This is a genomic window from Mesorhizobium kamtschaticum (assembly GCF_056174585.1).
Map to the genome: position 1 here is coordinate 5,925,107 of NZ_CM149691.1, position 21,556 is coordinate 5,946,662.

18 protein-coding genes, 1 tRNA gene and 1 pseudogene are annotated in these 21,556 nt (G+C 62.4%); 10 read left to right on the plus strand and 10 right to left on the minus strand.

The window, feature by feature from the left end:
- Positions 1-25 precede the first annotated feature (25 nt).
- Positions 26-1,193, minus strand: a pseudogene (locus AC0V7N_RS29585) (acetyl-CoA acetyltransferase).
- A gap of 199 nt (positions 1,194-1,392) precedes the next feature.
- Here AC0V7N_RS29585 and betI point away from each other — a divergent pair.
- From betI to betB, 5 genes are read left to right on the plus strand one after another with little or no spacing between them, the layout of a single operon-like run.
- Positions 1,393-1,983, plus strand: a complete 591-nt coding sequence (gene betI / locus AC0V7N_RS29590; RefSeq protein WP_172230949.1) for a choline-binding transcriptional repressor BetI — start codon at positions 1,393-1,395, stop codon at positions 1,981-1,983.
- Positions 1,980-3,509 (plus strand): choline-sulfatase, encoded by a 1,530-nt coding sequence (betC, locus tag AC0V7N_RS29595; RefSeq protein WP_475451728.1) that lies wholly within the window; start codon positions 1,980-1,982, stop codon positions 3,507-3,509. Before betI ends, betC begins: the two co-directional genes overlap by 4 nt.
- Positions 3,506-4,510, plus strand: coding sequence for a threonine/serine dehydratase family protein (locus tag AC0V7N_RS29600; protein ID WP_475451729.1), 1,005 nt, complete (start codon positions 3,506-3,508; stop codon positions 4,508-4,510). The genes betC and AC0V7N_RS29600 overlap by 4 nt, the downstream gene beginning before the upstream one ends.
- The gene (gene betA / locus AC0V7N_RS29605) at positions 4,503-6,155 is read left to right on the plus strand and encodes a choline dehydrogenase (protein ID WP_496627450.1); all 1,653 of its coding nucleotides are present in this window, start codon (positions 4,503-4,505) and stop codon (positions 6,153-6,155) included. Before AC0V7N_RS29600 ends, betA begins: the two co-directional genes overlap by 8 nt.
- 58 nt (positions 6,156-6,213) lie before the next feature.
- The gene (gene betB / locus AC0V7N_RS29610; protein WP_475451730.1) at positions 6,214-7,677 is read left to right on the plus strand and encodes a betaine-aldehyde dehydrogenase; all 1,464 of its coding nucleotides are present in this window, start codon (positions 6,214-6,216) and stop codon (positions 7,675-7,677) included.
- Between the two features lie 7 nt (positions 7,678-7,684).
- On the opposite strand, the gene AC0V7N_RS29615 is transcribed toward betB, so the two are convergent.
- Complete coding sequence (locus AC0V7N_RS29615; RefSeq protein ID WP_475451731.1) at positions 7,685-9,925, minus strand: AGE family epimerase/isomerase; 2,241 nt, start codon at positions 9,923-9,925, stop codon at positions 7,685-7,687.
- A gap of 43 nt (positions 9,926-9,968) precedes the next feature.
- Positions 9,969-10,868 (minus strand): LysR family transcriptional regulator, encoded by a 900-nt coding sequence (locus AC0V7N_RS29620; protein WP_475460544.1) that lies wholly within the window; start codon positions 10,866-10,868, stop codon positions 9,969-9,971.
- Between the two features lie 99 nt (positions 10,869-10,967).
- Between AC0V7N_RS29620 and AC0V7N_RS29625 the strand changes: the two genes are divergently transcribed.
- Entirely contained in the window at positions 10,968-11,855 is an 888-nt protein-coding gene (locus AC0V7N_RS29625; protein ID WP_475451732.1) for an NmrA/HSCARG family protein, read from the plus strand.
- Between the two features lie 71 nt (positions 11,856-11,926).
- Positions 11,927-12,003, plus strand: a tRNA-Pro gene (locus AC0V7N_RS29630).
- Positions 12,004-12,173: 170 nt separating this feature from the next.
- Here the strand turns inward: AC0V7N_RS29630 and AC0V7N_RS29635 are convergent.
- Positions 12,174-12,434: a hypothetical protein gene (locus AC0V7N_RS29635; RefSeq protein ID WP_475451734.1), complete on the minus strand. Its 261-nt coding sequence runs from the start codon at positions 12,432-12,434 to the stop codon at positions 12,174-12,176.
- A 438-nt stretch (positions 12,435-12,872) separates the two neighbouring features.
- Positions 12,873-13,319, minus strand: a complete 447-nt coding sequence (locus tag AC0V7N_RS29640) for a hypothetical protein (protein ID WP_475451735.1) — start codon at positions 13,317-13,319, stop codon at positions 12,873-12,875.
- 458 nt (positions 13,320-13,777) lie between these two features.
- Between AC0V7N_RS29640 and AC0V7N_RS29645 the strand changes: the two genes are divergently transcribed.
- Entirely contained in the window at positions 13,778-14,002 is a 225-nt protein-coding gene (locus tag AC0V7N_RS29645; RefSeq protein ID WP_475451736.1) for a hypothetical protein, read from the plus strand.
- A gap of 4 nt (positions 14,003-14,006) precedes the next feature.
- Positions 14,007-14,444 (plus strand): hypothetical protein, encoded by a 438-nt coding sequence (locus tag AC0V7N_RS29650; RefSeq protein ID WP_475451737.1) that lies wholly within the window; start codon positions 14,007-14,009, stop codon positions 14,442-14,444.
- A gap of 168 nt (positions 14,445-14,612) precedes the next feature.
- Here AC0V7N_RS29650 and AC0V7N_RS29655 read toward each other — a convergent pair whose 3' ends face one another.
- The gene (locus tag AC0V7N_RS29655; RefSeq protein ID WP_475451738.1) at positions 14,613-15,152 is read right to left on the minus strand and encodes a DUF922 domain-containing protein; all 540 of its coding nucleotides are present in this window, start codon (positions 15,150-15,152) and stop codon (positions 14,613-14,615) included.
- Between the two features lie 348 nt (positions 15,153-15,500).
- Here AC0V7N_RS29655 and AC0V7N_RS29660 point away from each other — a divergent pair, with 348 nt between their 5' ends.
- Positions 15,501-15,845 carry a hypothetical protein gene (locus AC0V7N_RS29660; protein ID WP_475451739.1) on the plus strand — a complete coding sequence of 115 codons (345 nt, stop codon included), beginning with the start codon at positions 15,501-15,503 and terminating at the stop codon, positions 15,843-15,845.
- A 46-nt stretch (positions 15,846-15,891) separates the two neighbouring features.
- Here AC0V7N_RS29660 and AC0V7N_RS29665 read toward each other — a convergent pair whose 3' ends face one another.
- The 4 genes from AC0V7N_RS29665 to AC0V7N_RS29680 form a co-directional block, all read right to left on the minus strand.
- Positions 15,892-17,511, minus strand: a complete 1,620-nt coding sequence (locus AC0V7N_RS29665; protein ID WP_475451740.1) for an ABC transporter ATP-binding protein — start codon at positions 17,509-17,511, stop codon at positions 15,892-15,894.
- Position 17,512: 1 nt separating this feature from the next.
- A complete protein-coding gene (locus AC0V7N_RS29670; RefSeq protein WP_475451741.1) occupies positions 17,513-18,637 on the minus strand; it encodes an ABC transporter permease in 1,125 nt (374 codons plus the stop codon).
- On the minus strand, positions 18,630-19,553 hold the full coding sequence (locus AC0V7N_RS29675; RefSeq protein WP_475451742.1) for an ABC transporter permease subunit: 924 nt from the start codon (positions 19,551-19,553) through the stop codon (positions 18,630-18,632). The genes AC0V7N_RS29670 and AC0V7N_RS29675 overlap by 8 nt, the downstream gene beginning before the upstream one ends.
- 162 nt (positions 19,554-19,715) lie before the next feature.
- Positions 19,716-21,308: a peptide ABC transporter substrate-binding protein gene (locus AC0V7N_RS29680; RefSeq protein WP_475451743.1), complete on the minus strand. Its 1,593-nt coding sequence runs from the start codon at positions 21,306-21,308 to the stop codon at positions 19,716-19,718.
- Between the last annotated feature and the right edge of the window lie 248 nt (positions 21,309-21,556).

Below are 21,556 nucleotides of genomic sequence, written 5' to 3' on the forward strand. Positions count from 1 at the left end.
CACCTCCAACAAATGCAGGGGCGGTTTACCTGATCCGGTCGAGAATGGAAACGTAGTTGGCGACCGCAGCTCCGCCCATATTGAAGATGCCGCCAAGCTTTGCACCGGGGACCTGGATGCCGCCGGCTTCACCGACAAGCTGCATGGCGGTCAGGACATGCATGGAGACACCGGTGGCGCCGATCGGATGGCCCTTGGCCTTCAGCCCGCCGGAGGGATTGACCGGCAGGCGGCCGTCCTTGGCCGTCGTGCCGTCCAGCGCCAGTCTGGCGCCCTCGCCCGGCTTGGCCAGCCCCATCGCCTCGTACTCGATCAGTTCGGCAATGGTGAAGCAGTCATGCGTCTCGACAAAGGAGAGATCGTCGAGTGTCACGCCGGCGTTCTTCAGCGCGCGGGTCCAGGCCTGCTCGCAGCCTTCGAAGGACAGGATGTCGCGCTTCGACATCGGCAGGAAGTCCTGAACGTGCTCGTTGGCGCGGAAGGCGACGGCTCGGCGCATATTCAACGCCGTCGCCGTGTCGGCAAGGATAAGGGCGGCGGCGCCGTCCGAGACCAGCGAGCAGTCGGTGCGCTTGAGAGGACCGGCGACGAAGGGGTTCTTTTCGCTCTCCTGGCGGCAGAATTCGTAGCCGAAATCCTTGCGCATCTGCGCATAAGGATTGTCGACGCCGTTCTTGTGGTTCTTGGCGGCGATCATGGCGAGCGCGTCCGACTGGTCGCCATAGCGCTGGAAATAGGCCTGCGCGATCTTACCGAAGACGCCGGCGAAGCCCGCAGGCGTCTCGCCGTCCTCCGGCAGATAGGACGCTTTCAGCAGGTTCTTGCCGATCTCCGGTCCCGGCGTCGTCGTCATCTGCTCGGCGCCGACCACTAGCACGATGCGGGCGGCATTGGCGTCGATGGCGCGGATGCCTTGCCTGACCGCCGCCGATCCCGTGGCGCAAGCGTTCTCGACGCGCGTCGCCGGCTTGAAGCGCAGCCGATCATCGGCCTGAAGCACCAGGCTGGCGGTGAAATCCTGCGCTGAAAAGCCGGCATTGAAATGGCCGAGCACGATCTCGTCGACCTCGTCCGGGCCGATGCCGGCATGGTCGAGCGCGTCCGTCGCGACCTTGACGATCAGGTTTTCGAGAAGTCTCGCCTTCGAGCTTGCCGAAGCGCGAATGCGCCCAGCCAACGATGCATGCGGTCATGGCGGTCTCCATCCTTGGCGCCAGCCTGGCCTATGGGCTCATGGCGCAGTTCGCCGTTATTGTTCAAATATAAACATTCTTGCCCAAGCCGTGAAGGGCCGGAACAAGACAATCGCTTGGTACAGGTCGCGGCGGCGTCGATTTTTTGTTGATTGACCCGTCAATAAAAAATAATCTCCGCGCAAAAATCGGGAACGACATGCCAAAAGTCGGAATGGAGCCACTGCGCCGCAAGGCGCTTATCGACGCGACGATCTCGGCGATCGGCGAGCGCGGCTCGCTCGACGTGACCATGTCCGAGATCGCGGGACGTGCCGGCGTGTCGTCGGCGCTTGCCCATCATTATTTCGGCGCCAAGGACGAGCTGCTGCTGGCAACGATGCGGCACATCCTTGCCGAACTGACCATCGATATGCGCCGCGCCCTGCAATCCGCCGCGTCCCCGCGCGAACGCGTCTCGGCCGTGGTCGCGGTCAACTTCTCCGACATCCAGTTCCAGCCGCAAACCATCGCCGCCTGGCTCGCCTTCTATGTCGAGGCGCAGAAGTCATCGGCGTTGCGCCGGTTGCTCAGGGTCTATGCAAGACGGCTGCACTCGAACCTGATGAGCGGGCTGACCGGCATCCTGCCCAGGGCAGAGGCCGACCGCGCCGCCGAAGCGACAGCGGCGATGATCGACGGGCTCTACATCAGGCGGGCGCTGAAGGACGGCGTGCCCGACGCCGCGACCGCGATCGCGCTGGTCGAGGACTATCTCGAAACCAAACTCGGTGAGCGGCATAAACAGTGACAACCAAGCGACCCAATTTCCTGATCGTCATGGTCGATCAGCTCAACGGCACGCTGTTCCCCGACGGACCGGCGGACTTCCTGCATGTGCCGCATCTGAAAGCGCTGGCCGCGCGCTCGGCGCGCTTTGCCAACAATTACACGGCCTCGCCGCTCTGCGCGCCGGGCCGGGCCTCGTTCATGAGCGGGCAGTTGCCGTCGCGCACCGGGGTCTATGACAATGCCGCCGAATTCGTCTCATCGATCCCGACCTTCGCCCATCATCTACGCGCCGCCGGCTATTACACCTGCCTGTCGGGCAAGATGCATTTTGTCGGGCCGGATCAGCTGCATGGTTTCGAGGAGCGGCTGACCACCGACATCTATCCCGCCGATTTCGGCTGGACGCCGGACTACCGCAAGCCCGGCGAGCGCATCGAATGGTGGTATCACAATCTCGGCTCGGTGACCGGCGCCGGCGTCGCCGAGACCACCAACCAGATGGAGTATGACGACGAGGTCGTGTTCCTGGCCACGCAGAAGCTCTATCAGCTTTCGCGCGAACAGGACGATGCGAACCTCAGGCCGTGGTGCCTCACCGTCTCGCTGTCGCACCCGCACGACCCATACGTCGCGCGCAAGCAATACTGGGATCTCTACAAACACTGCCAAGCGTTGGACCCGGAAACCGGGTTCATCGCGCATGACGAGCAGGACACGCATTCGCAGCGGCTGTACCATGCCAGCGACTATCCCTCGTTCGAGATCACGCCTGAGCAGGCGCGCCGTTCGCGGCGCGGCTATTTCGCCAACATCTCCTATGTCGACGACAAGTTCGGCGAGCTGCTGGACGTTCTCGGCCGCACGCGCATGCTCGACGACACAATCATCCTGTTCTGTTCTGACCATGGCGACATGCTGGGCGAGCGTGGCCTGTGGTTCAAGATGAGCTTCTTCGAGGGTTCGGCGCGGGTGCCGCTGTTGATCGCCGGCAAGGGCGTGCCGGCTGGGCTGGTCGAGGCGCCGGTCTCCAATCTCGACGTGACGCCGACGCTTTGCGACCTCGCTGGCATCGACATCCGCGCGATCGTGCCATGGACCGATGGCCAGTCGCTGTTGCCGCTTCTCGACGGCAAGGAGCGTTCGGCACCGGTGCTGATGGAATATGCCGCCGAGGGCTCCTATGCGCCGATGGTGGCGATCCGCGAGAGCAAGTACAAATTCGTCCATTGCGAACTCGACGCGCCGCAACTGTTCGATCTCGAAACCGATCCGCTCGAGCGCGACAACCTCGCCGACGATCCGGCAAACGCAGCCTTGGTCGCAGCGTTCATGGACAAGGTCCGGGCACGCTGGGACATGGCCGGCTTCGACGCCGCCGTGCGCGAAAGCCAGGCGCGCCGTTGGATCGTCTATCCGGCGCTGCGCAATGGCGCCTACTACCCCTGGGATTTCCAGCCGCTGCAGAAGGCGTCGGAGCGCTATATGCGCAATCACATGAATCTCGACAATCTCGAAGAGAGCAAACGGTATCCGCGAGGCGAATGATGGCAGACCTTCTCGTCCCCTCCCTTGACCATCTCAAGCAGGCCTATGCCGTCACCTCCAGGGCGACGCAGATCACGCCACTGCTGGAATCGGCCGCGCTCGCCCGGGAGACCGGAGCGGCCCGCGTCTTCATCAAGCCGGAATCGCTGCAATGGGCCGGATCGTTCAAGGTGCGCGGCGCCTATTGGCGTTTAAAGCAGCTTTCGGCCGACGAGGCGAAAAAGGGTGTCGTCGCCTATTCCTCCGGCAATTTCGCGCAAGGGCTCGCCGCCGCCGGCCAGGCGCTCGGCATTCCGGTCACCATCGTCATGCCGATCGATGCGCCGGCCGCCAAGCGTGACGCGACGGCGGGCTATGGCGCGCGCGTCGTGCTGACCGACCATGGCGATCGCGCGCGCGAAGAGGTCGCGGCCGCCAAGGCGCGCGAGATCGCTCAGACCGAAGGTCTGGCCCTGCTGCATCCCTTCGACGATCCGGAGATCGTCGCCGGCCAGGCGGGCGCCGGCCTTGAAGCGCTCGACCAGCTCGAGGCCAAGGACGCCAGCGCCGACCTGTTGTTCTGCTCGGTCGGCGGCGGTGGACTGATTGGCGGCGTTTCGCTCGCCTTCCACTATCTGTCGCCCTCGACCGAGATCATCGGCGTTGAGCCGGAAGGTTTTAATGGCATGGGTTCGTCATTGGCGCATGGCAGCATCGAGACAATGCCGATCGGGCCGAAGTCGATCTGCGACGGGCTGATGTCGCGACGGCCAGGTGATGCGCCGTTCGCGGCGGTCAAGACCGCCGGCGTTCGCGGCATCACCGTTGACGATCAATCGGTGCGCAGCGCCATGCGGATCGCCTTCGAGCGGATGAAGCTGGTGCTTGAGCCGTCTGGTGCTGCGTCGCTCGCCGCACTGCTCGGCGGCAAAGTGGATGTGAAGGACAAGACCGTCCTTGTTGTGGCTACCGGCGGCAATGTCTCGCTCGCCGATTTTATGGCGCATATGAACCATGCTTGAAGCGGATTTTGTCATCATCGGCTCCGGCTCGGCCGGCTCGGCAATGGCCTATCGCCTGTCGGAGGACGGCAAGCATTCGGTCATCGTCATCGAATTCGGCGGCAGCGATATCGGGCCGCTGATCCAGATGCCGTCGGCGTTGTCGATCCCGCTCAACATGAGCCTCTACGACTGGGGCTTCGCCAGCGAACCGGAGCCGTATCTCGGCGGCCGCGTGCTGGCGACCCCGCGCGGCAAGGTGATCGGTGGCTCGTCCTCGATCAACGGCATGGTCTATGTGCGCGGCCATGCCCGCGACTTCGACCACTGGGCCGAAGAAGGTGCGACGGGATGGGGCTTCGCCGACGTGCTCCCCTATTTCAAGCGCATGGAGGACAATGACGGCGGCGAGGATGGCTGGCGCGGCCACGGCGGGCCGCTGCATGTGCAGCGCGGTCCGCGTAAAAATCCGCTCTATGGCGCCTTCGTTGAGGCCGGCCGCCAGGCCGGCTTCGAACTGACCGACGACTACAACGGCGCCAAGCAGGAAGGCTTTGGGCCGATGGAGCAAACCATCCGTGGCGGCCGCCGCTGGTCGGCGGCATCGGCCTATCTGAAGCCGGCTCTCAAACGCAAGAATGTTAGCCTGCTCAAGGGTTTCGCTCGCCGGGTGATCATCGAGAATCAACGCGCCGTCGGCGTCGAGATCGAAGCTCATAAACAGATTCAAGTCGTTAAGGCGCGACGTGAGGTGATCGTCGCCGCGTCGTCGATCAATTCGCCCAAGATCCTGATGCTGTCGGGCATCGGACCGGCCGAGCATTTGCGCGAAAACGGCATTGCCGTGGTCGCTGACCGGCCCGGCGTCGGTCGCAATCTGCAGGACCATATGGAGCTTTATATCCAGCAGGAATCGACCAAGCCGATCACGCTGAATTCGGTGCTGAACCCGTTCTCGAAAGCACTGATCGGGGCGCAGTGGCTGTTCTTCAAAACCGGGCTCGGCGCCACCAACCATTTCGAGGCGGCCGCTTTCGTGCGCTCGCGCGCCGGCGTCGACTATCCGGACATCCAGTATCACTTCATCCCGGCGGCGGTGCGCTATGACGGCAAGGCTGCGGCGAAGTCACATGGCTTCCAGGCGCATGTCGGGCCGATGCGCTCGAAGTCGCGCGGCTCGGTGACGCTGCGCTCGCCAGACCCCAAGGCGACACCGGTGATCCGCTTCAATTATATGTCGCATCCGGACGACTGGACCGAGTTCCGTCACTGCATCCGGCTGACTCGCGAAATCTTTGGCCAGTCGGCCTTCGACGCCTATCGCGGCAAGGAAATCTCGCCGGGCAGCCATGTGCAGTCGGACGACGATCTCGACATCTTCATTCGCGACCATGCCGAGAGCGCCTACCATCCCTGCGGCACCTGCAGGATGGGCCGCGCCGACGATCTGATGAGTGTCGTCGACCCGGAATGCCGGGTCATCGGCGTCGACGGCTTGCGGGTCGCGGACTCTTCGATCTTCCCGCGTGTCACCAACGGCAATCTCAATGCGCCTTCGATCATGACCGGTGAGAAGGCGTCCGACCACATTCTCGGCCGCACGCCGCTGGCGCCGTCCAACCAGGAACCATGGATCAATCCGCGCTGGCAGCTGTCCGACAGATAGGCCATGATCGTGTGACTGCACGATCCGCATGCCGCGAAAGACAATTTGGAGACTTCCCATGCGCGCCCAACCCACGGCATCGCACTATGTCAACGGACGCTACATAGAGGACGAAGGCGGCGCGCCGCTGCCGGTGATCTATCCGGCAACCGGCGAGGTCATCGCCACCCTGCATTCGGCGACGCCGAACGTGCTGGAGCTCGCCATCGAGGCCGCACGGGCCGCGCAGCCGGCCTGGGCGCGGCTGAAGCCGGTCGAGCGCGGCCGCATCCTGCGCCGCGCCGCCGACATTTTGCGCGCCCGCAATGCCGATCTCGCCCGCATCGAGACGCTCGACACCGGCAAGGCAATCCAGGAAACGCTGGTTGCGGATGCGCCTTCGGCTGCGGACTGTCTTGAGTATTTCGGCGGCGCGGTCGCCGCCTACAATGGCGAATCCATCGACCTCGGCGGGCCCTTTGCCTACACGCGGCGCGAGGCGCTTGGCGTCTGCGTCGGCATCGGCGCCTGGAACTATCCGATCCAGATCGCCGGCTGGAAATCGGCACCGGCGCTCGCCATGGGCAACGCCATGGTGTTCAAGCCATCGGAAAACACACCGCTATCAGCGCTGGCGCTGGCCGAAATCTACAGCGAGGCCGGACTGCCGGACGGGCTGTTCAACGTCGTGCAAGGCTATGGCGATGTCGGTGCAGGCCTCGTTGGCCACGATGTCGTCGCCAAGGTTTCGGTGACCGGCTCGGTTCCAACCGGCCGCAAGGTGCTGTCGCTCGCCGGCTCGAAGATGAAGCATGCGACGATGGAGCTCGGCGGCAAGTCGCCGCTGATCGTCTTCGACGACGCCGACATCGAAAACGCCATTGGCGGCGCCATGCTCGGCAATTTCTACTCGACCGGCCAGATCTGCTCCAACGGTACGCGCGTCTTCGTGCAGAGCGGCATTCACGACCGCTTTGTCGACCGTCTGGTCGAGCGGACGAAAAAGATCCGCATCGGCGATCCACTCGACCCCGAAACGCAGATGGGGCCGCTGGTGTCGAAGGCACAGCACGACAAGGTGGTCGGCTATATCGGGATAGGCAAGCAGGACGGCGCCACACTGGCCTGCGGCGGCAACGTGCCTTCGCTGCAGGGGTTTGACGGCGGCTTCTTCGTCGAGCCGACGGTCTTCACAGGCGTCACCGATAATATGCGGATCGCGCGCGAGGAGATTTTCGGGCCGGTCATGAGCGTGCTGAAATTCGATGGCGAGGACGAGGTGATCGACCGCGCCAACGACACCGAATTCGGCCTTGCCGCCGGCGTCTTCACCCGCGACCTGCCGCGCGCCCACCGTGTCATCGCCGAGCTGCAGGCCGGCACTTGCTGGATCAACGCCTACAATCTGACACCGGTGGAAATCCCCTTCGGCGGCTTCAAGCAGTCAGGCATCGGCCGTGAAAATTCGCTTGCGGCACTGGCGCTCTATTCGCAGCTGAAGTCGATCTATGTCGAGACCGGGGATGTGGCGAGCCCGTATTGAGCCGAGCTTAGGCCGCCTTCTTCGCCGTCCCATCCAGATACTGGGTCAACGCACAGACCAGGTGATAAAAGATGCTTGCCGGCACGTCGGTCGCCAACGAACGGCCGCGTTCGTCGATGCGGTCGATCCACAGGCCGAGCGGGGCCGGGTCGATGTGCCAGCGGAACAGCCGGCCGACGCGTTCCTCGATCTCCGGCTTGAGATCGGGTCCGCCCGAACCGTCCAGCGCAATCGCCGCCTTGACCGCTTCGGCCTGAGGCCAACTGCGCGAGATCAGGTCCAGCGGCAGCCCCTGCCGGGAGACGGCGCCATAGGCAAGGCCGGTGGCGCGGTTGAGGCCATTGGCGATGGCCGAGGCATAGAGCTTTCGGGCGAAGCCGCTCAGTTCGGCCTGGCCGCTGCGGCCGGCAAAATCGACAAGCAGCGAAGCCCATTCGAAGTGATGGCCGGGCTCGGTCCAGGCGCCCTTATCGCCCGCTGACGGCTTCCATTCATCATCGAAATATTCGCCCAGCGTCCAGCTTTCCCGGTCGAAGAAATGGCTGCGGAAGAGATCGATGATGCGCGCCGCACGGCGCAGATGAGCACGCTCGCCGGTTGCCTGGTGCCAGGCGAGGAACGCCTCGAGCAGATGCATATGCGGGTTGGAGCGGCGCTCGCCCTCGCCGTCCGACGTTTCGAGGAAGCCGGTCATGCGATGATCCTCGAGATGGGCATCGAGGAAGGCGAAGGTTTCCTCACCGAGCCGCAAGGCATCGGGATTGCCGGACATATGCGCATGCGCCAGCGCCAGGAGCACGCAGGAATGGTCGTAGGCATCCTCTGTAGCGTCGGCGACGGAGCCGTCGACATGCAGCGTGCGCACCCAGCCGCCTTTGTCGGTGCGGCCATTTCTGACCATGAACTCGATACCGTGGCTGATCAGCCGGTCGGCCGGACCATCCCAGCCGCGCGCGCTGGCGACCGCGAAGGCATAGACCTGCCTGGCCATTGTGCGCATGCGCTTGGGTTTCATCAGCGGCGCGCGATCAAAACCGAGCGCTTCATGGAAACCGCCATGGCGTTCGTCCACACCCGATGTCGACCACAGCGGCAAGGTCTCCTGAAACAGCCAGTGGTGCACACGCCGCCGCCAGGCGCCGCTTTCGATGACGCGGTCATGCGCCGGCGTGAACCTGGTTTCCAGCCGGCCGGATTTTTCGAGCTGTTCGACGATCTTCTTGACGTGCTGGCTGTGGCTGACCGGTGCGACGAAAGTTGCGTCAGCGGTCGAAACGATGGCGACATCCTTCATGCCGATCGCCGACAGCAGGCGGCCGTCGCTGCGGATGTAGGAGTTCTCGCAATCGATGGCGACGACATCGCCGATGACGACATTGCCGCGGTCGTCGGCCGGGCCGACGTCGAGCAGCGATTGCCAGGAGCCGAGATCGTTCCAGCGAAAGTCGGCCGGCACCATGGCAATGCCTTGCGCCCGCTCCATGATGGCATAGTCGATCGAGATCGAGGGGATGGCCTCATAGAGTTCCAGCGGCATATAGAGGCCGGACAGGTCCGATGTCGCCGCCTTGTAGGCGGCTTCGGTGGCCTGCCAGATGTCGGGCTCGAAAGCGGCGAAGGCGTCACGCATGGCAGCGGCACGAAACAGGAAGATGCCGGTGTTCCAGTAAAAGCTTTCCGCCTTGAGGTAGGCCTGCGCCGTCGCCAGGTCCGGCTTCTCGACGAAACGCGTGACGTCGAAGATGCCACCCTGCGTGCCCGCCACCTCGATATAGCCATAGCCGGTTTCAGGCTGTGTCGGTTTGATGCCGAACACCACAAGCCGGCCGGCGTGCGCCGCCTCGGCGCCTGCCTCGACGCTCTGCCAGAATAGCGCCGCGGTCGATATTTCGTGGTCCGACGGCACCACAAGGACCAGGCTGTCGCCGAATTCGGACAGGGTGCGCAGCGTTGCCAGTGCGATCGCGGCGGCGGTGTTGCGCCCGGTGGGCTCAAACAGCGGGCCGCCGCCGGCGAGATCTAGGCCGGCCAGGTCGGCATGGACACGATCGGCATGGCGCTCGGAGGCAATCAGGAAGATCGGCGTTTCCCCGGCCGGCCTTGCCGTCAGCCGGCGCAAGGTCTTGGCCAGCATGGAGCCATCGCCGGAAAAATCGTGAAACTGCTTCGGATTGTCCTCGCGCGACAGCGGCCAGAGCCGCGAGCCGACGCCACCGCTCATGACAAAACTGACGATGCGCTGGCTCATTCGGATCTCGCTCAAAAATTGGTCTGGGGCAGCAGACATGCCTCTAAGCCGTGTTTACCCGATTCGAAATCCGCTCGACCGCGAGATCGATGAAAGCCTTGACCAGGGGTGAGAGGTGTCGGCTGCTTGGATAGAGAACATATAGACCGCCCTCGGGCGTCGTGTAGCCATCGAGAACGCGTTGCAACCGTCCCTCCGCGATGAGCGCCTCGGCCATCACCTGAGGCAGTTGGGCGATGCCGAAGCTTGCGATTGCGGCCGCCACCACCGCCTGCATCTCATTGGCGGCGAAACGCCCGGCGACGAAGACACTTTCCTGGCCTTGTGGTCCATCCAGCACCCAATGAGCGCCTGAGGCCGACGGGCCCGCGATGACGCATCGATGGCGAGCGAGATCGGTTGGGCTTTCCGGCATTCCGTACCGGGCGAGATAGTCGGGGCTGGCGCAGAGCAGCCTGTGCGTGGAACCGATCTTGCGGGCAATCAGCGTCGAATCCTCAAGTCTCCCGGTGCGGAAGGCGAGGTCGATGCCGTCCTCGACCAGGTTGAGCTTGTCGTCGGTGAGGCGGAGTTCGACATTGGTCTTCGGGTACAACGCCAGAAACTCGACCACGGCGCGGATGAGGAAGTGACCGCCAAAACCGACCGGGGCCGAAATGCGGATCGTACCCGAAGGCTCCGCCCTCGCCTCCGCGAGGCGTAGATTTGCCTCCTCGATCGTCCGCAGCCCCTGGCTGCTTTGCTCATAATAGAGACGTCCGGCGTCCGTCAGGTTGAGGCTGCGTGTGGTGCGTTGCAGCAGACGCACACCGACCTCGCGTTCGAGTGCGGCGACGCGGCGGCTGACCGTGGTCTTGGGCATGGCGAGCAGGCGTGCGGCCGCGGTAAAGCTGCCGGCTTCAACGACGCGGGCAAACACGATGACATCGTTGAGGTCGATCATTGTGCTCAATACTGGGACAAAGTTTTCCAATTATAGGCAATTATGCATCAATGTGACAAAGCCTAATTTGCTCCAGACAAACAAGAAGGAGCAAATGAGATGACCAGCAAACGAAGCATTCTTGTGAGCGGAGCAACGGGCCAGCAAGGCGGCGCTGTTGCCCGTGCCCTGCTGTCCAGGGGCCATCGCGTCAAGGCGTTGACGCGCAAGCCGGACAGCGAAGCCGCGCGGCAACTGGCGGCGGCAGGCGCCGAAATCGTGGCCGGCGATCTCGCCGACACAGCCTCCGTCGTGAAAGCCGCAACAGGCGTCGACACCATGTTCCTGATGGGCAACAGCTACGAGGCCGGCCTCGAAGAGGAAACCCGCCAAGGGATCCTGGCCGCCGATGCCGCAAAGGCCGCCGGCATCGGACACCTGATCTATTCGTCCGTCGCCGATGCCGACAAGCGGACCGGCGTTCCGCATTTCGAAAGCAAATACCGGGTCGAGCAGCATGTCAGGCAACTCGGCATTCCCTATACGATCAGCGCGCCGGTCGCCTTCATGGAGAACGCCGTCGCGCCATGGTCGATCGACGCGCTTAGCCAGGGCACCCATGCCTTCGCCATGCCGCCGAAGCGCGTCCTCCAGCTGGTCGCGCTGGCCGATATCGGCGCCTTCGTTGCCGCGCTTGCGGAACGGCGGGAACAGGTGTTCGGCAAGCGCTTCGATTTCGCCGGGGACGAATTGTCCGGCGAAGAGCAGGCGCAAATCCTGTCCGAGGCCATCGGCCGCCCGATCCGCTATCAGGAAATCCCGATCGCTGTCGCGCGCCAGCAGAGCGAGGACGCGGCGCTGATGTTCGAATGGTTCGACCGCGTCGGCTACGACGTCGATATCGCCGCCTTGCACAGGGACTTCCCCGAGGTGCGCTGGCACGGCTTTGCCGACTGGGCGCGCGCATTTGACTGGAGCGCCAGCGGCCTGCGTGGCGAAAGCCGATAAATGCGACAGAAGTGCTGCCATTGCCGCTTGCAGGAATGAAGTGTGGCGGCTATAAGCCCGCGGTCTGGTCACGGAGTGTAGCGCAGCCTGGTAGCGCACCTCGTTCGGGACGAGGGGGTCGCAGGTTCAAATCCTGCCACTCCGACCAGAAAAACAACGTGTTAGCGCATCCCGACTTTGGCGCTCGAACCGATGTCACAGCCGAAAATACGGCGAGATGAGCTGCCTCCTCGGCGCAGCTCTTCGCTTTGTCGCCAACGCGCCACACAAGTGGGCTTGTTGAAAACGCTGGCGACGTAGCCGGCTGCAGTTTATCGGTCATTGCGCGTGAGTTTTCATTCGCCGCGCGGCGTTCAATAATGCCGCGCCATCCATCTCGATCTTGTCCACAAGTTCGCTGGCCTGGTCGACGCTGATGCCTGTTTCATTGGACAGGAACCAGACGCGAAAGCTCCTGTCTTCAGGTGGAAAAGGGGCGACGAACTCCCCGCCATCGTTTCGGTCTTCGGCTGGTGGCCTGCGGCGCTTTCGCACTGTCCGCTTCGGCTGGTCATCTTCCGATAAAGGGTCCATGGGCATGTCTGATGTCGAGCTTAGCGCAGGCCGAAGAAGCTCAATATCGCTATGACGATAACCACCGCTCCAACGAGCCAAATGATGTTGTTCATGATCTCTCTCCTATTGGTTGGGGGAGCCCACGCCTCTGGCGAAGAACGCGGGCCGACCAGCCCTTTGCCGGCTGATCTTCAGCAGACACCACGGCATCTGCTGTGAAGACTAGAACTATTAGGCACGCCTAATGTTCCGCCATATGGCAAGGATCGAGAGAGGTGGGTTTTTGGGCGCGGCGTTGCCGATGCGTGCACGACCGATGCGTCGAGACACATCGTTCTTTATAAGTACCCTGAGCGAGAGGCGGCTCCTTCTCAGCCCTCGGCACGCGATCGCTCGTCCTGCGAATTGCCATTGTCTTTCCGGCTGCCTTGGGAAACCCGGAACCAAAGCGACCAGCGGCAGTTATTCCGACGAAGGGCCAATCAGGGCAATGGAGAAATTACAATGAAAACAATGATCATGTGCGCTTTGGCGCTTTCCGTCGGATTGCCGGCTATCGCTTCGGCCGCCGAAGCCGATGTCGTTATCAAAACCCACCATCGTCACCACAGCAACGTCAAGATCATCAACGAGGACGGCCAGCGCCTGCATCATCGTCACCATGGCACCGTTGCGTTCTACGATCATGGTCGCCGGCACCATCGTCCGGATGCGGTCATCGTGACTGGCTCCGTCTCCAAGCACCATCACCGCCGCCCCGTGGTGATCGAAAACAACGATTACTGATCGACGCCGAGGCCCGGCTCTTTGCAGCCGGGCCTGCCGGCAAAAAAATCTGAAATGTGGCTGGTGATCCGGCGTGCCGATACAAGGCACCATCAGCGAACCATCGTGTGGATACGACGCCATTCGGCCTCTCCGAAAAGCTCGCGGAATTTCGCTTCACTGGCTTGAATACAAGCTGCTGGGGCTGCTGAAACTCGAGGGTTCGCTCGCCACACGGGCGCGGCGAGCGAACCCTATCAGCGCAGGAAGGAACGTAGCTGCGCCAATCTGCAAATCATTCCTGCTTGACCTCTCGGATGGTCAGCCAAGGGCTATTCCAATCGCCATGAAAGTGATGGCCACCGCGAGCAACCAGCGCGCCTAGTCAACACTCTTCTCCATCAGCTCCCTCCTGAACGTGCAGCGGACAACGGCTGCGAACAGTGGCCGTTCCGAACAGCACCAGAGGTAAGACCATTGCATTTTGTGGCCAGACTAAAGTCCTGGGTCATACCGGACCGAAGCCCAGCCAGGGAACGTTTGCGCTGCAGCCCTGTTCGATTGGCTGGGCGTGAGGACGATCAACGAGGAAGCGGAACTGGATGAACGTCACCATGCTTAGCAGTGAGGCCACAAGATCCGATGCTTTGGGGACGCGCGTAGCGGACCTCAAGTCCAGAATGCAGCAGGCCCGGATTACCATGAGCGAAATGAAGACCTTCCAAAAGGTCGCGGCCATGATGGTCGACGGACGAGGAAGCATCGGTGGCGACGATTTGATCGCCGCGTCCTTCGTTACCGACACGTTGCTCGACAAGACGCCCTGAGACCATGCGAACAATCAGCAAGCTTTTTGAGTCCCATGCCGAAGCCGCCAGGGTTGCCGGAGAGTTGGTGGCGGTCGGTGTTCCTCGCGTTCAGATTGCCATTATCGGGCCCTACCAGGACGAGGTCGGGTTTCTGAGAACTCCGTGTGTCCTCCTTGGCGCCGTCGGTGCGGTATTGGCTTGCCTGAGCGCCATGATCGTTTTCGGCGCCGATCCTCTTCCGGCAGGACTATCGGCAACAGCATTGATTTACGCGATCTGCGGCGGCGGTGCTGGCGGGTTGCTCGGTGCAGTCATCACGGCTGCCACAAAGCTGGATGATCGGAGCGTTGCCGAGCGAATCGTTTTGGTGACCGCGCATGTCGATGACCATGAGACTGACATCGCCCAGGCTGTGCTCGGCGGTTGTGTTCCCACCGCATTCATCGCCGAAGCAGCGTGACCCTTGGCCAGTGGCCGACGAAAAGCCCGCCCCGGCATCAACCGAGACGGGCTCTCTCCGTTACCAGCAATTTGAATTAAGACACTCGACCGAGATCAACTTCGAGTGCCCGAGAACGTTCCCACATCGGCCAGCAATCCAAATGTTCATAAAGCGGTGTGACGGCTATCAATACAGGGTCCCGCCCTGTTTGACGCCATGATCAGTCTCGGCGTCATAATCGTCATTGGCCTCCTGCATTCTCTTGTAACCATCCTGGGTCACCGCAGCGGCATCGCGCAGAAAGATGTCGCATGGCCGGGCGAGTGCCCCGAGACTTCTGTCGAGATCCTTCGCCGTCGATTTGTAGAGTTTTACGTGCCCATTCTCGTGGACGATCACGCCAGCCAGGAATTTGTCCCACCTCACCTGAACGTCAGGCGGAACCTTGGTGGTGGCGAGCTTCGGCAACAACACAGTCAACTTCAATGCAACGTCGACGCTGGTCATCCGGCATGTTTTGCCAGACTGCCTCCAGTTGTGATTGACAGAAACGTCCCAGTGCGTTTCCGCGTCAAAATTTGAATGCGCGCGCCTCAGGCTGTCGAGCAGCTCTGGAACGGACGTTCCAGAGACAGCAAAGTATTTGGTCGTCTCCGTCACCCTCAAACGGGCATCGGCTTCCGGTGACCCCAAGCTCAGTAGGGCTAAAGTGATCAGAAGAACCATCGACGCATGCTTGTGTCCCAAGTGATTGCCCCTTCGATCGAACTCTTATCACCTGCCCGAGCAAATCAGTATCGTCTCCACGGGGCAAGATACCAGGCGCTATGGAAAACCCCGCGCCGGCCGGATCTGGTCCCACCGGCGAAGAATGCCGTTTGACGAGACAAACGAGCCGCTCTACTTCCATGGAACATTCGGATGGCTAGAGCAGTTCACCGTTTCACGGAAACTGCTCTAACTCTTTGTTTTAACGCAATTCCCTAGGGAAAGCGCTACGCGCTTTTCCCGGGAAAACCGTTTCACACTTTTCCTGGAATTGCTCTAAGGGCGGCGCGGGAGCAAGGTTGGAAGATGAAATTGCCTTCTACCGTTGCCTACCCGCTCACGCTGGTGCTCATATTGTTTGTCGTCGCGGGCTGCACTTCCCTCAGCGGGACGGCTGACCCTGCGAAGTACGACACGATGAGCTGCACCGAGCTTAACAGCGCGCTGGGAACCAACGCCGGTGAAATCTCACAAACCGCGATCACCCGCGGCAAGGTCGCCAACACCAGTGTTCCGCGTTGGCTGCTTGGCGGCTCGCGTGTGAAAACCGCAGTGGCCAATCGTGAGACCGCCAGGATTGACCGGCTGAAACAGCAGCAGGATGCCATTGCCGCCGCGCGAGCGCGCAAATGCCCGAGGTCTGCGGGCTGAACGAATGGTTGCCGCCACGATGATTGCCTTTACCTGAAGCGCCGTCTCACGCGCTCAGCCGGAAGCGCGTGACATCAATCGCCGCCGCCATCAGCGTCTGTGTGTAGATATGCTGCGGGTTGCTGAAGATCGCCTCGGTCGGCCCCTCTTCGACGATCTTGCCCTGTTTCATGACGATGATGTAGTCGGCCATGGCGCGCACGACCGAGAGATCGTGGCTGATGAAGAGGTAGGACAGTTCGTGGTCGGCCTGCAGCTTGCGCAACAGTTCGACGATCTGTTTCTGCACCGAACGGTCGAGCGCCGAGGTCGGCTCGTCCAGCACGACCATCTTCGGCTTCAGGATCATGGCGCGGGCAATGGCGATGCGCTGCCGCTGCCCGCCGGAGAATTCATGCGGGTAACGGTTGCGGGCGTTGGGATCGAGGCCGACCTCAAGCAAGGCCTCGACCGCGCGCTGGTCGCGCTGCTTGTGCGACAGGTTCGGCTCATGCACCAAGAGCCCTTCGGTGATGACCTGGCCGACCGTCATGCGCGGCGACAGCGAGCCGAACGGGTCCTGGAAGACGAGTTGCATCTGGCGCCGCAACGGCCGCATCTGCTGCCGGTCGGCCTGGGAAATGTCGCGATCGCCGAAACGAATGAGCCCGTCGCTCGGCAGCAGCCGCAGCAAGGCGCGGCCGAGCGTCGATTTGCCGGAGCCGGATTCGCCGACAATGCCGATGGTCTGGTTGCGCTGCAGCCGGATCGAGATGTCATCGACGGCGCGCAGCATTAGCGCCTCACCGGCAAGGAACCCGCCGCCGATCTTGAACGTGACTTCGACATTCCGGCCTTCGAGCACCACGGGCGCATTGACGGGCGGAGGCGCCTTGGTGCCTGTCGGCTCGGCCGCCAGCAGCATCTTGGTGTAGGCGTGCTGCGGGTTGACGAAGATCGCTTCGGCCTCACCCTCCTCGACGACCTCGCCCTGGCGCATGACGTAGACCCGGTCGGCGAAGCGCCGGACGATGCCTAGGTCGTGGGTGATGAAGACGATGGCCATGCCGAGCTTGCGCTGCAGTTCGGCGAGCAGCATCAGGATCTGCGCCTGGATGGTGACGTCGAGCGCCGTCGTCGGCTCGTCGGCGATCAGGATGTCGGGGTCGTTGGCCAGCGCCATGGCGATCATCACGCGCTGGCGCTGGCCGCCGGACATTTCGTGCGGGTAGGATTTCATCCGCCGCTCCGGATCGGGGATGTGCACGAGGCGTAAAAGCTTGAGCGCTTCCTCGCGTGCCTCGGCGGCATTCAGGCCGCGATGCCGGCGGATCGGTTCGATCAGCTGGTTGCCGATCGAATAGAGCGGATCGAGCGAGGTCATCGGCTCCTGGAAGATCATGCTGATCTTGGCGCCGCGGACCTTGTTCAGGTCGGATTTGCTGAGTGTCAGCAGATTGCGGCCGCGATAGTCGACATGGCCCGTCGCCTCGCCGTTCGAGGCCAGCAGGCTCATCGCCGCCATCATCGTCTGGCTCTTACCGGAACCGGACTCGCCGACCACGGCAACGGTCTCGCCCGCATTGACGTGGATGTTGATGCCCTTCACCGCCTCGACCGCGCCATCGAGCGTGCGGAAGCGGACGCGCAGGTCCTTGACGCTGAGGATCGTTTCGGGAGTGGCCATGTCAACGATCTCTCGGGTCAAGTGCGTCGCGCAAGCCGTCGCCGACGAAATTGAGGGCAAACAGCGTCGAGACGAGGAAGAAGGCGGGAAACAACAGCAGCCAGTTGGCGGTGCCGATGTTCTTGGCGCCGACCGAGATCAGCACGCCCCAGCTGGTCATCGGCTCCTGCACGCCGAGACCGAGGAACGACAGGAAGCTTTCCAGGATGATGACCTGCGGCACCAGCAGCGTCATGTAGATCACCACCGGGCCGAGCAGATTGGGGATGACATGGCGCAGCAGAATGCCGCGCTGGCCGACGCCCATGGCTTCCGCTGCCTGGACATATTCCTGGCGGCGGATCGACAGGGCCTGGCCGCGCACGATACGGGCCATGTCGAGCCACAGCACCGCCCCGACCGCCAGGAACATCAGCACGAAGTTGCGGCCGAAGAACACCACCAGCATGATGACGAAGAAGATGAACGGCAAGGAGTAGAGCACATCGACGATGCGCATCATCACCTCGTCGATCTTGCCGCCGGAAAAGCCGGCGGCGGCGCCGTAGATCACCCCGATCACCACCGCCACGACGCCGGCGAGCAGCCCGATGGCGAGCGAGATGCGCCCGGCCATCAGCGTGCGCGAGAGAAGATCGCGGCCGGTGTTGTCGGTGCCAAACAGGAAATATTGCTGCTTGACCGATGTGCTCATCGTCACCTCGAGCCCGTCGGGCGATTTGTTCTCGATCTTGGTGTCGTCAAAGGCATCGGAGCGGTCGAGGTAGCGGATGTTGCGATCATCGATCGGCTTGGTCGAGGTGACGGTGACCGTAACGCGGCTGCCTTCCTGATGCCACTCCTTGAGGTCGACCCGCATGCGCTTGATGGCGTCCGTGAGTGCTCCCTGAATCATGTCCGGCTTCGGATAGGCCGACAGGCTTGGTGGCATGCGGACATAGTCGGCATAGATGGTCGTGTACTGATGCGGCACGAACCAGGGGCCTAACACGCTGACGAGCCCGATCAAGGCAAGGTAATAGAGGCTGAACATGGCGGCGCGGTTGGCCTTGAGGCGCGCCCAGGCATCGCCCCAGAGCGAACGGCCAACGATGGCGGGAGCCGCCGCGGCTGCGATGTCAGTCATAGCGCACCCTCGGGTCGACGACCGCGTACATGACGTCGACAATCAGGTTGAAGACGATGGTGAAGATGGCGATCACCACCACCGTTCCCATCACCAGCGTGTAGTCGCGGTTGAGCGCGGCATCGACGAAATAGCGGCCGACGCCTGGGATGGAAAAGATCGTCTCGACGATGACCGAGCCGGTCAGCAAGGCCGCCGCGGCGGGACCGGTGAACGAGACGATGGGCAGGATGGCGCCGCGCAGGGCGTGCTTGACCACCACCGACCAGTCGGAAAGGCCGAGCGCACGAGCAGTGCGGATATGATGGGAGCGCAGCGATTCGATCATCGAGCCGCGCATCAGGCGGGCGACGATGGCAATCTGCGGCAAAGCGAGCGTGAGCACCGGGCCGACCTTGTTGACGAAGGCGCCATCGCCCCAGCCACCGATCGGCAGCAGCTTCCAGGTCAGCCCGAACAGGAGCTGGATCACCGGCGCGATGACGAAGGTCGGGATGGTGCTGCCGGCCGTCGCCAGGGCGATCACCGTATAGTCGCCAAGCTTGTTCTGGTTGAGCGCGGCAATGGTGCCGAGCACTGAACCGAGCAGCAGCGCCAGGATCAGCGCCGAGGCACCGAGCTGGACGGAAATGGGCAGGCCCTTGGCAAACAGTTCGGTGACGGTGAAATCCGGCATGTTGTAGCTTGGGCCGAAATTGCCGCGCAGGAGATTGCCGAGATAGTGGACATATTGCAGCCAGAGCGGGTCGTTGAGGCCGAACTGGGCTTCAAGGTTGGCCTTGATCTCGGGGCTCAATCCCCGCTCCTGGTTGAATGGCCCGCCCGGCGCGACGCGCATCAGGAAGAACGCCATCGTCACGATGACGAACAGCGTTGGAATGGCGGTCAAAAGCCGCCGGAATACGTATCGCAGCATCGGTGCCCCACTTGATCCGGAACACGCCCATCCAGTCGGATGATTGTGCTCCAGCCTTCAAATCTTCGCACCGGATTTTCCGAAAATCGATTGCGCTTCCCGGCCGATGCGATGGCAAACCATCACCGCCGCGCACCGAGTGCGCGGCGGCTTGGCCAGGGATCAGTCCTTGCTGACGAAGCGCGACGGATGGACGTCCATCACATTGTCGACGAAGCCATGCAGCTTCGAGGAAACGATGTCGTGGTAGCTGTAATAGAGCAGCGGAATCTGGCCGACATCGTCGACGAGGATGCGCTCGGCCTCGGAGAGCTCCTTCATGCGCTCCTCAGGCTTGCCGCCGGCGGCGGCCGCCTTGTCCATGGCCGCTTCGTATGGCGCGCTGTTGTAGTTCGAGTAGTTGTTGCCGCTCGCCTTGCGCGAGATGCCGAGGAAGGTTTCCGGATCCTTGTAGTCGGCGATCCAGGCGGCTCGCGCCACGTCATAGTCGCCCTTCTGCTCGAGGAAGGAATAGTGGGTCTTGGTGTCGGTGTTGAGCAGCGTGACGTCGACGCCGAGCGGCTTCAGCTGTTCCTGGATGGCGACCGCGGTGTTCTTGTGGTTCTCCGAGGTGTTGTAGCGGATTTCCATCTTCAGCGGATGTTCGGGCGTGTAGCCGAGCTTCTCGAGGATCTTCTTGGCCGCGTCCTCGCGGTCGATCTGCGGCATGTCGGCGTATTTGGCCATTGCCGGCGTGTAGCCCTCGATGCCAGGAGGCACCATCGAGTAGCCGGGCAACATCGAGTTCTGCCAGACCTTTTCGGCGATGAAGTCACGGTCGATCGCCATCGAGATTGCGTTGCGCAGCTCGGGGTTGTTCCACGGCGCCTTGTCGGTCTTGATCGCGTAGTAGTAGGTGCCGAGATACGGGCCGACATGGATCTGGTCGCCGAACTTGGTCTTGAGATCGGCAAGCTGTTCGGTCGGCAGATCGTCATAGCTGTCGAGTTCGCCGGCCTCGAAGCGCTTCATCGCCGACGAACGATCTTCGGTCGGGATGTAGTTCACCACGTCGAACTTGACGGTCGCGGCGTCCCAGAATTTCGGATTCTTGACCAGTTTCATGTGGTCGTTGGGAACCCATTCGGCCAACGTATAGGCGCCGTTCGAAACAAGATTGCCGGGCTTGATCCAGTCGGCGCCGAGCTTTTCGATCGAGGCCTTGCTGACCGGATAGGTCGCCTGATGGGTCAGCATCTCCAGGAAATAAGGTGTCGGCGCCTTCAAGGTCACTTCCAGAGTGTTGGCGTCGATCGCCTTGACACCCATGTCCTCGGGCTTGCCTTTCTTGGTGTTGACGTCCTCCGCACCCTTCACCGGGTACAGCATCGAGGCGTATTCGGCGCCGGTCGCCGGGTCTTCCAGCCGGTGGAAGGCGTAGACGAAGTCGTCCGCCGTCACCGGGCTGCCGTCCGACCACTGGCCGCCCTTGCGCAGCTTGAAGGTGTAGACGGTGCCGTCGTCCGATACCGTCCAGCTTTCGGCGGCGCCCGGGATGAGGTTGGCCTTCTCGTCCTGCATGACCAGGCCCTGGAACAGGTCACGCAAGACATTCGCTTCATAGACCGTCGAGGTCTTGTGCGGGTCGACCGATTCCGATTCAGCGGCGGTGCCCCTGTTATAGACGGTCTCGGCGAAAGCCGGCGCGTAGAATGCGCCGGCGGCTACCGCCATGGTGGTGGCGAACACCGTCGCCTTCAGCATGTTTTTCAGCATGAAGTTCTCCCTGTCGGCGCTGCCGTCGGCGCGCCTTTACGTGTTGACGCCCCGGAACCGATGTCTGGCCCCTTTTGAGCGCGCCGCCGGTTCCCTCCGGCAGCTGGTGGCAGGAGACTAGACAGGAGGTAAGCTCTTTCAACCGAGTACTGATTGACCCTAAGTCAATCCTCATAATCGAAGAAGCAACGGCTAAATTAGAGCGGCATTTTCAATCGCGTGCATCCTCAGGTTGCGCCCGGAGTTTT

Coding starts and splice junctions, on each gene's coding strand:
- betI (WP_172230949.1), top strand. CDS start 1,393: ATGCCAAAAGTCGGAATGGAGCCACTGCGCCGCAAGGCGCTTATCGAC.
- AC0V7N_RS29600 (WP_475451729.1), top strand. CDS start 3,506: ATGATGGCAGACCTTCTCGTCCCCTCCCTTGACCATCTCAAGCAGGCC.
- betA (WP_496627450.1), top strand. CDS start 4,503: ATGCTTGAAGCGGATTTTGTCATCATCGGCTCCGGCTCGGCCGGCTCG.
- betB (WP_475451730.1), top strand. CDS start 6,214: ATGCGCGCCCAACCCACGGCATCGCACTATGTCAACGGACGCTACATA.
- AC0V7N_RS29615 (WP_475451731.1), bottom strand. CDS start 9,925: ATGAGCCAGCGCATCGTCAGTTTTGTCATGAGCGGTGGCGTCGGCTCG.
- AC0V7N_RS29620 (WP_475460544.1), bottom strand. CDS start 10,868: ATGATCGACCTCAACGATGTCATCGTGTTTGCCCGCGTCGTTGAAGCC.
- AC0V7N_RS29625 (WP_475451732.1), top strand. CDS start 10,968: ATGACCAGCAAACGAAGCATTCTTGTGAGCGGAGCAACGGGCCAGCAA.
- AC0V7N_RS29635 (WP_475451734.1), bottom strand. CDS start 12,434: ATGCCCATGGACCCTTTATCGGAAGATGACCAGCCGAAGCGGACAGTG.
- AC0V7N_RS29640 (WP_475451735.1), bottom strand. CDS start 13,319: ATGGCGTCGTATCCACACGATGGTTCGCTGATGGTGCCTTGTATCGGC.
- AC0V7N_RS29645 (WP_475451736.1), top strand. CDS start 13,778: ATGAACGTCACCATGCTTAGCAGTGAGGCCACAAGATCCGATGCTTTG.
- AC0V7N_RS29650 (WP_475451737.1), top strand. CDS start 14,007: ATGCGAACAATCAGCAAGCTTTTTGAGTCCCATGCCGAAGCCGCCAGG.
- AC0V7N_RS29655 (WP_475451738.1), bottom strand. CDS start 15,152: ATGGTTCTTCTGATCACTTTAGCCCTACTGAGCTTGGGGTCACCGGAA.
- AC0V7N_RS29660 (WP_475451739.1), top strand. CDS start 15,501: ATGAAATTGCCTTCTACCGTTGCCTACCCGCTCACGCTGGTGCTCATA.
- AC0V7N_RS29665 (WP_475451740.1), bottom strand. CDS start 17,511: ATGGCCACTCCCGAAACGATCCTCAGCGTCAAGGACCTGCGCGTCCGC.
- AC0V7N_RS29670 (WP_475451741.1), bottom strand. CDS start 18,637: ATGACTGACATCGCAGCCGCGGCGGCTCCCGCCATCGTTGGCCGTTCG.
- AC0V7N_RS29675 (WP_475451742.1), bottom strand. CDS start 19,553: ATGCTGCGATACGTATTCCGGCGGCTTTTGACCGCCATTCCAACGCTG.
- AC0V7N_RS29680 (WP_475451743.1), bottom strand. CDS start 21,308: ATGCTGAAAAACATGCTGAAGGCGACGGTGTTCGCCACCACCATGGCG.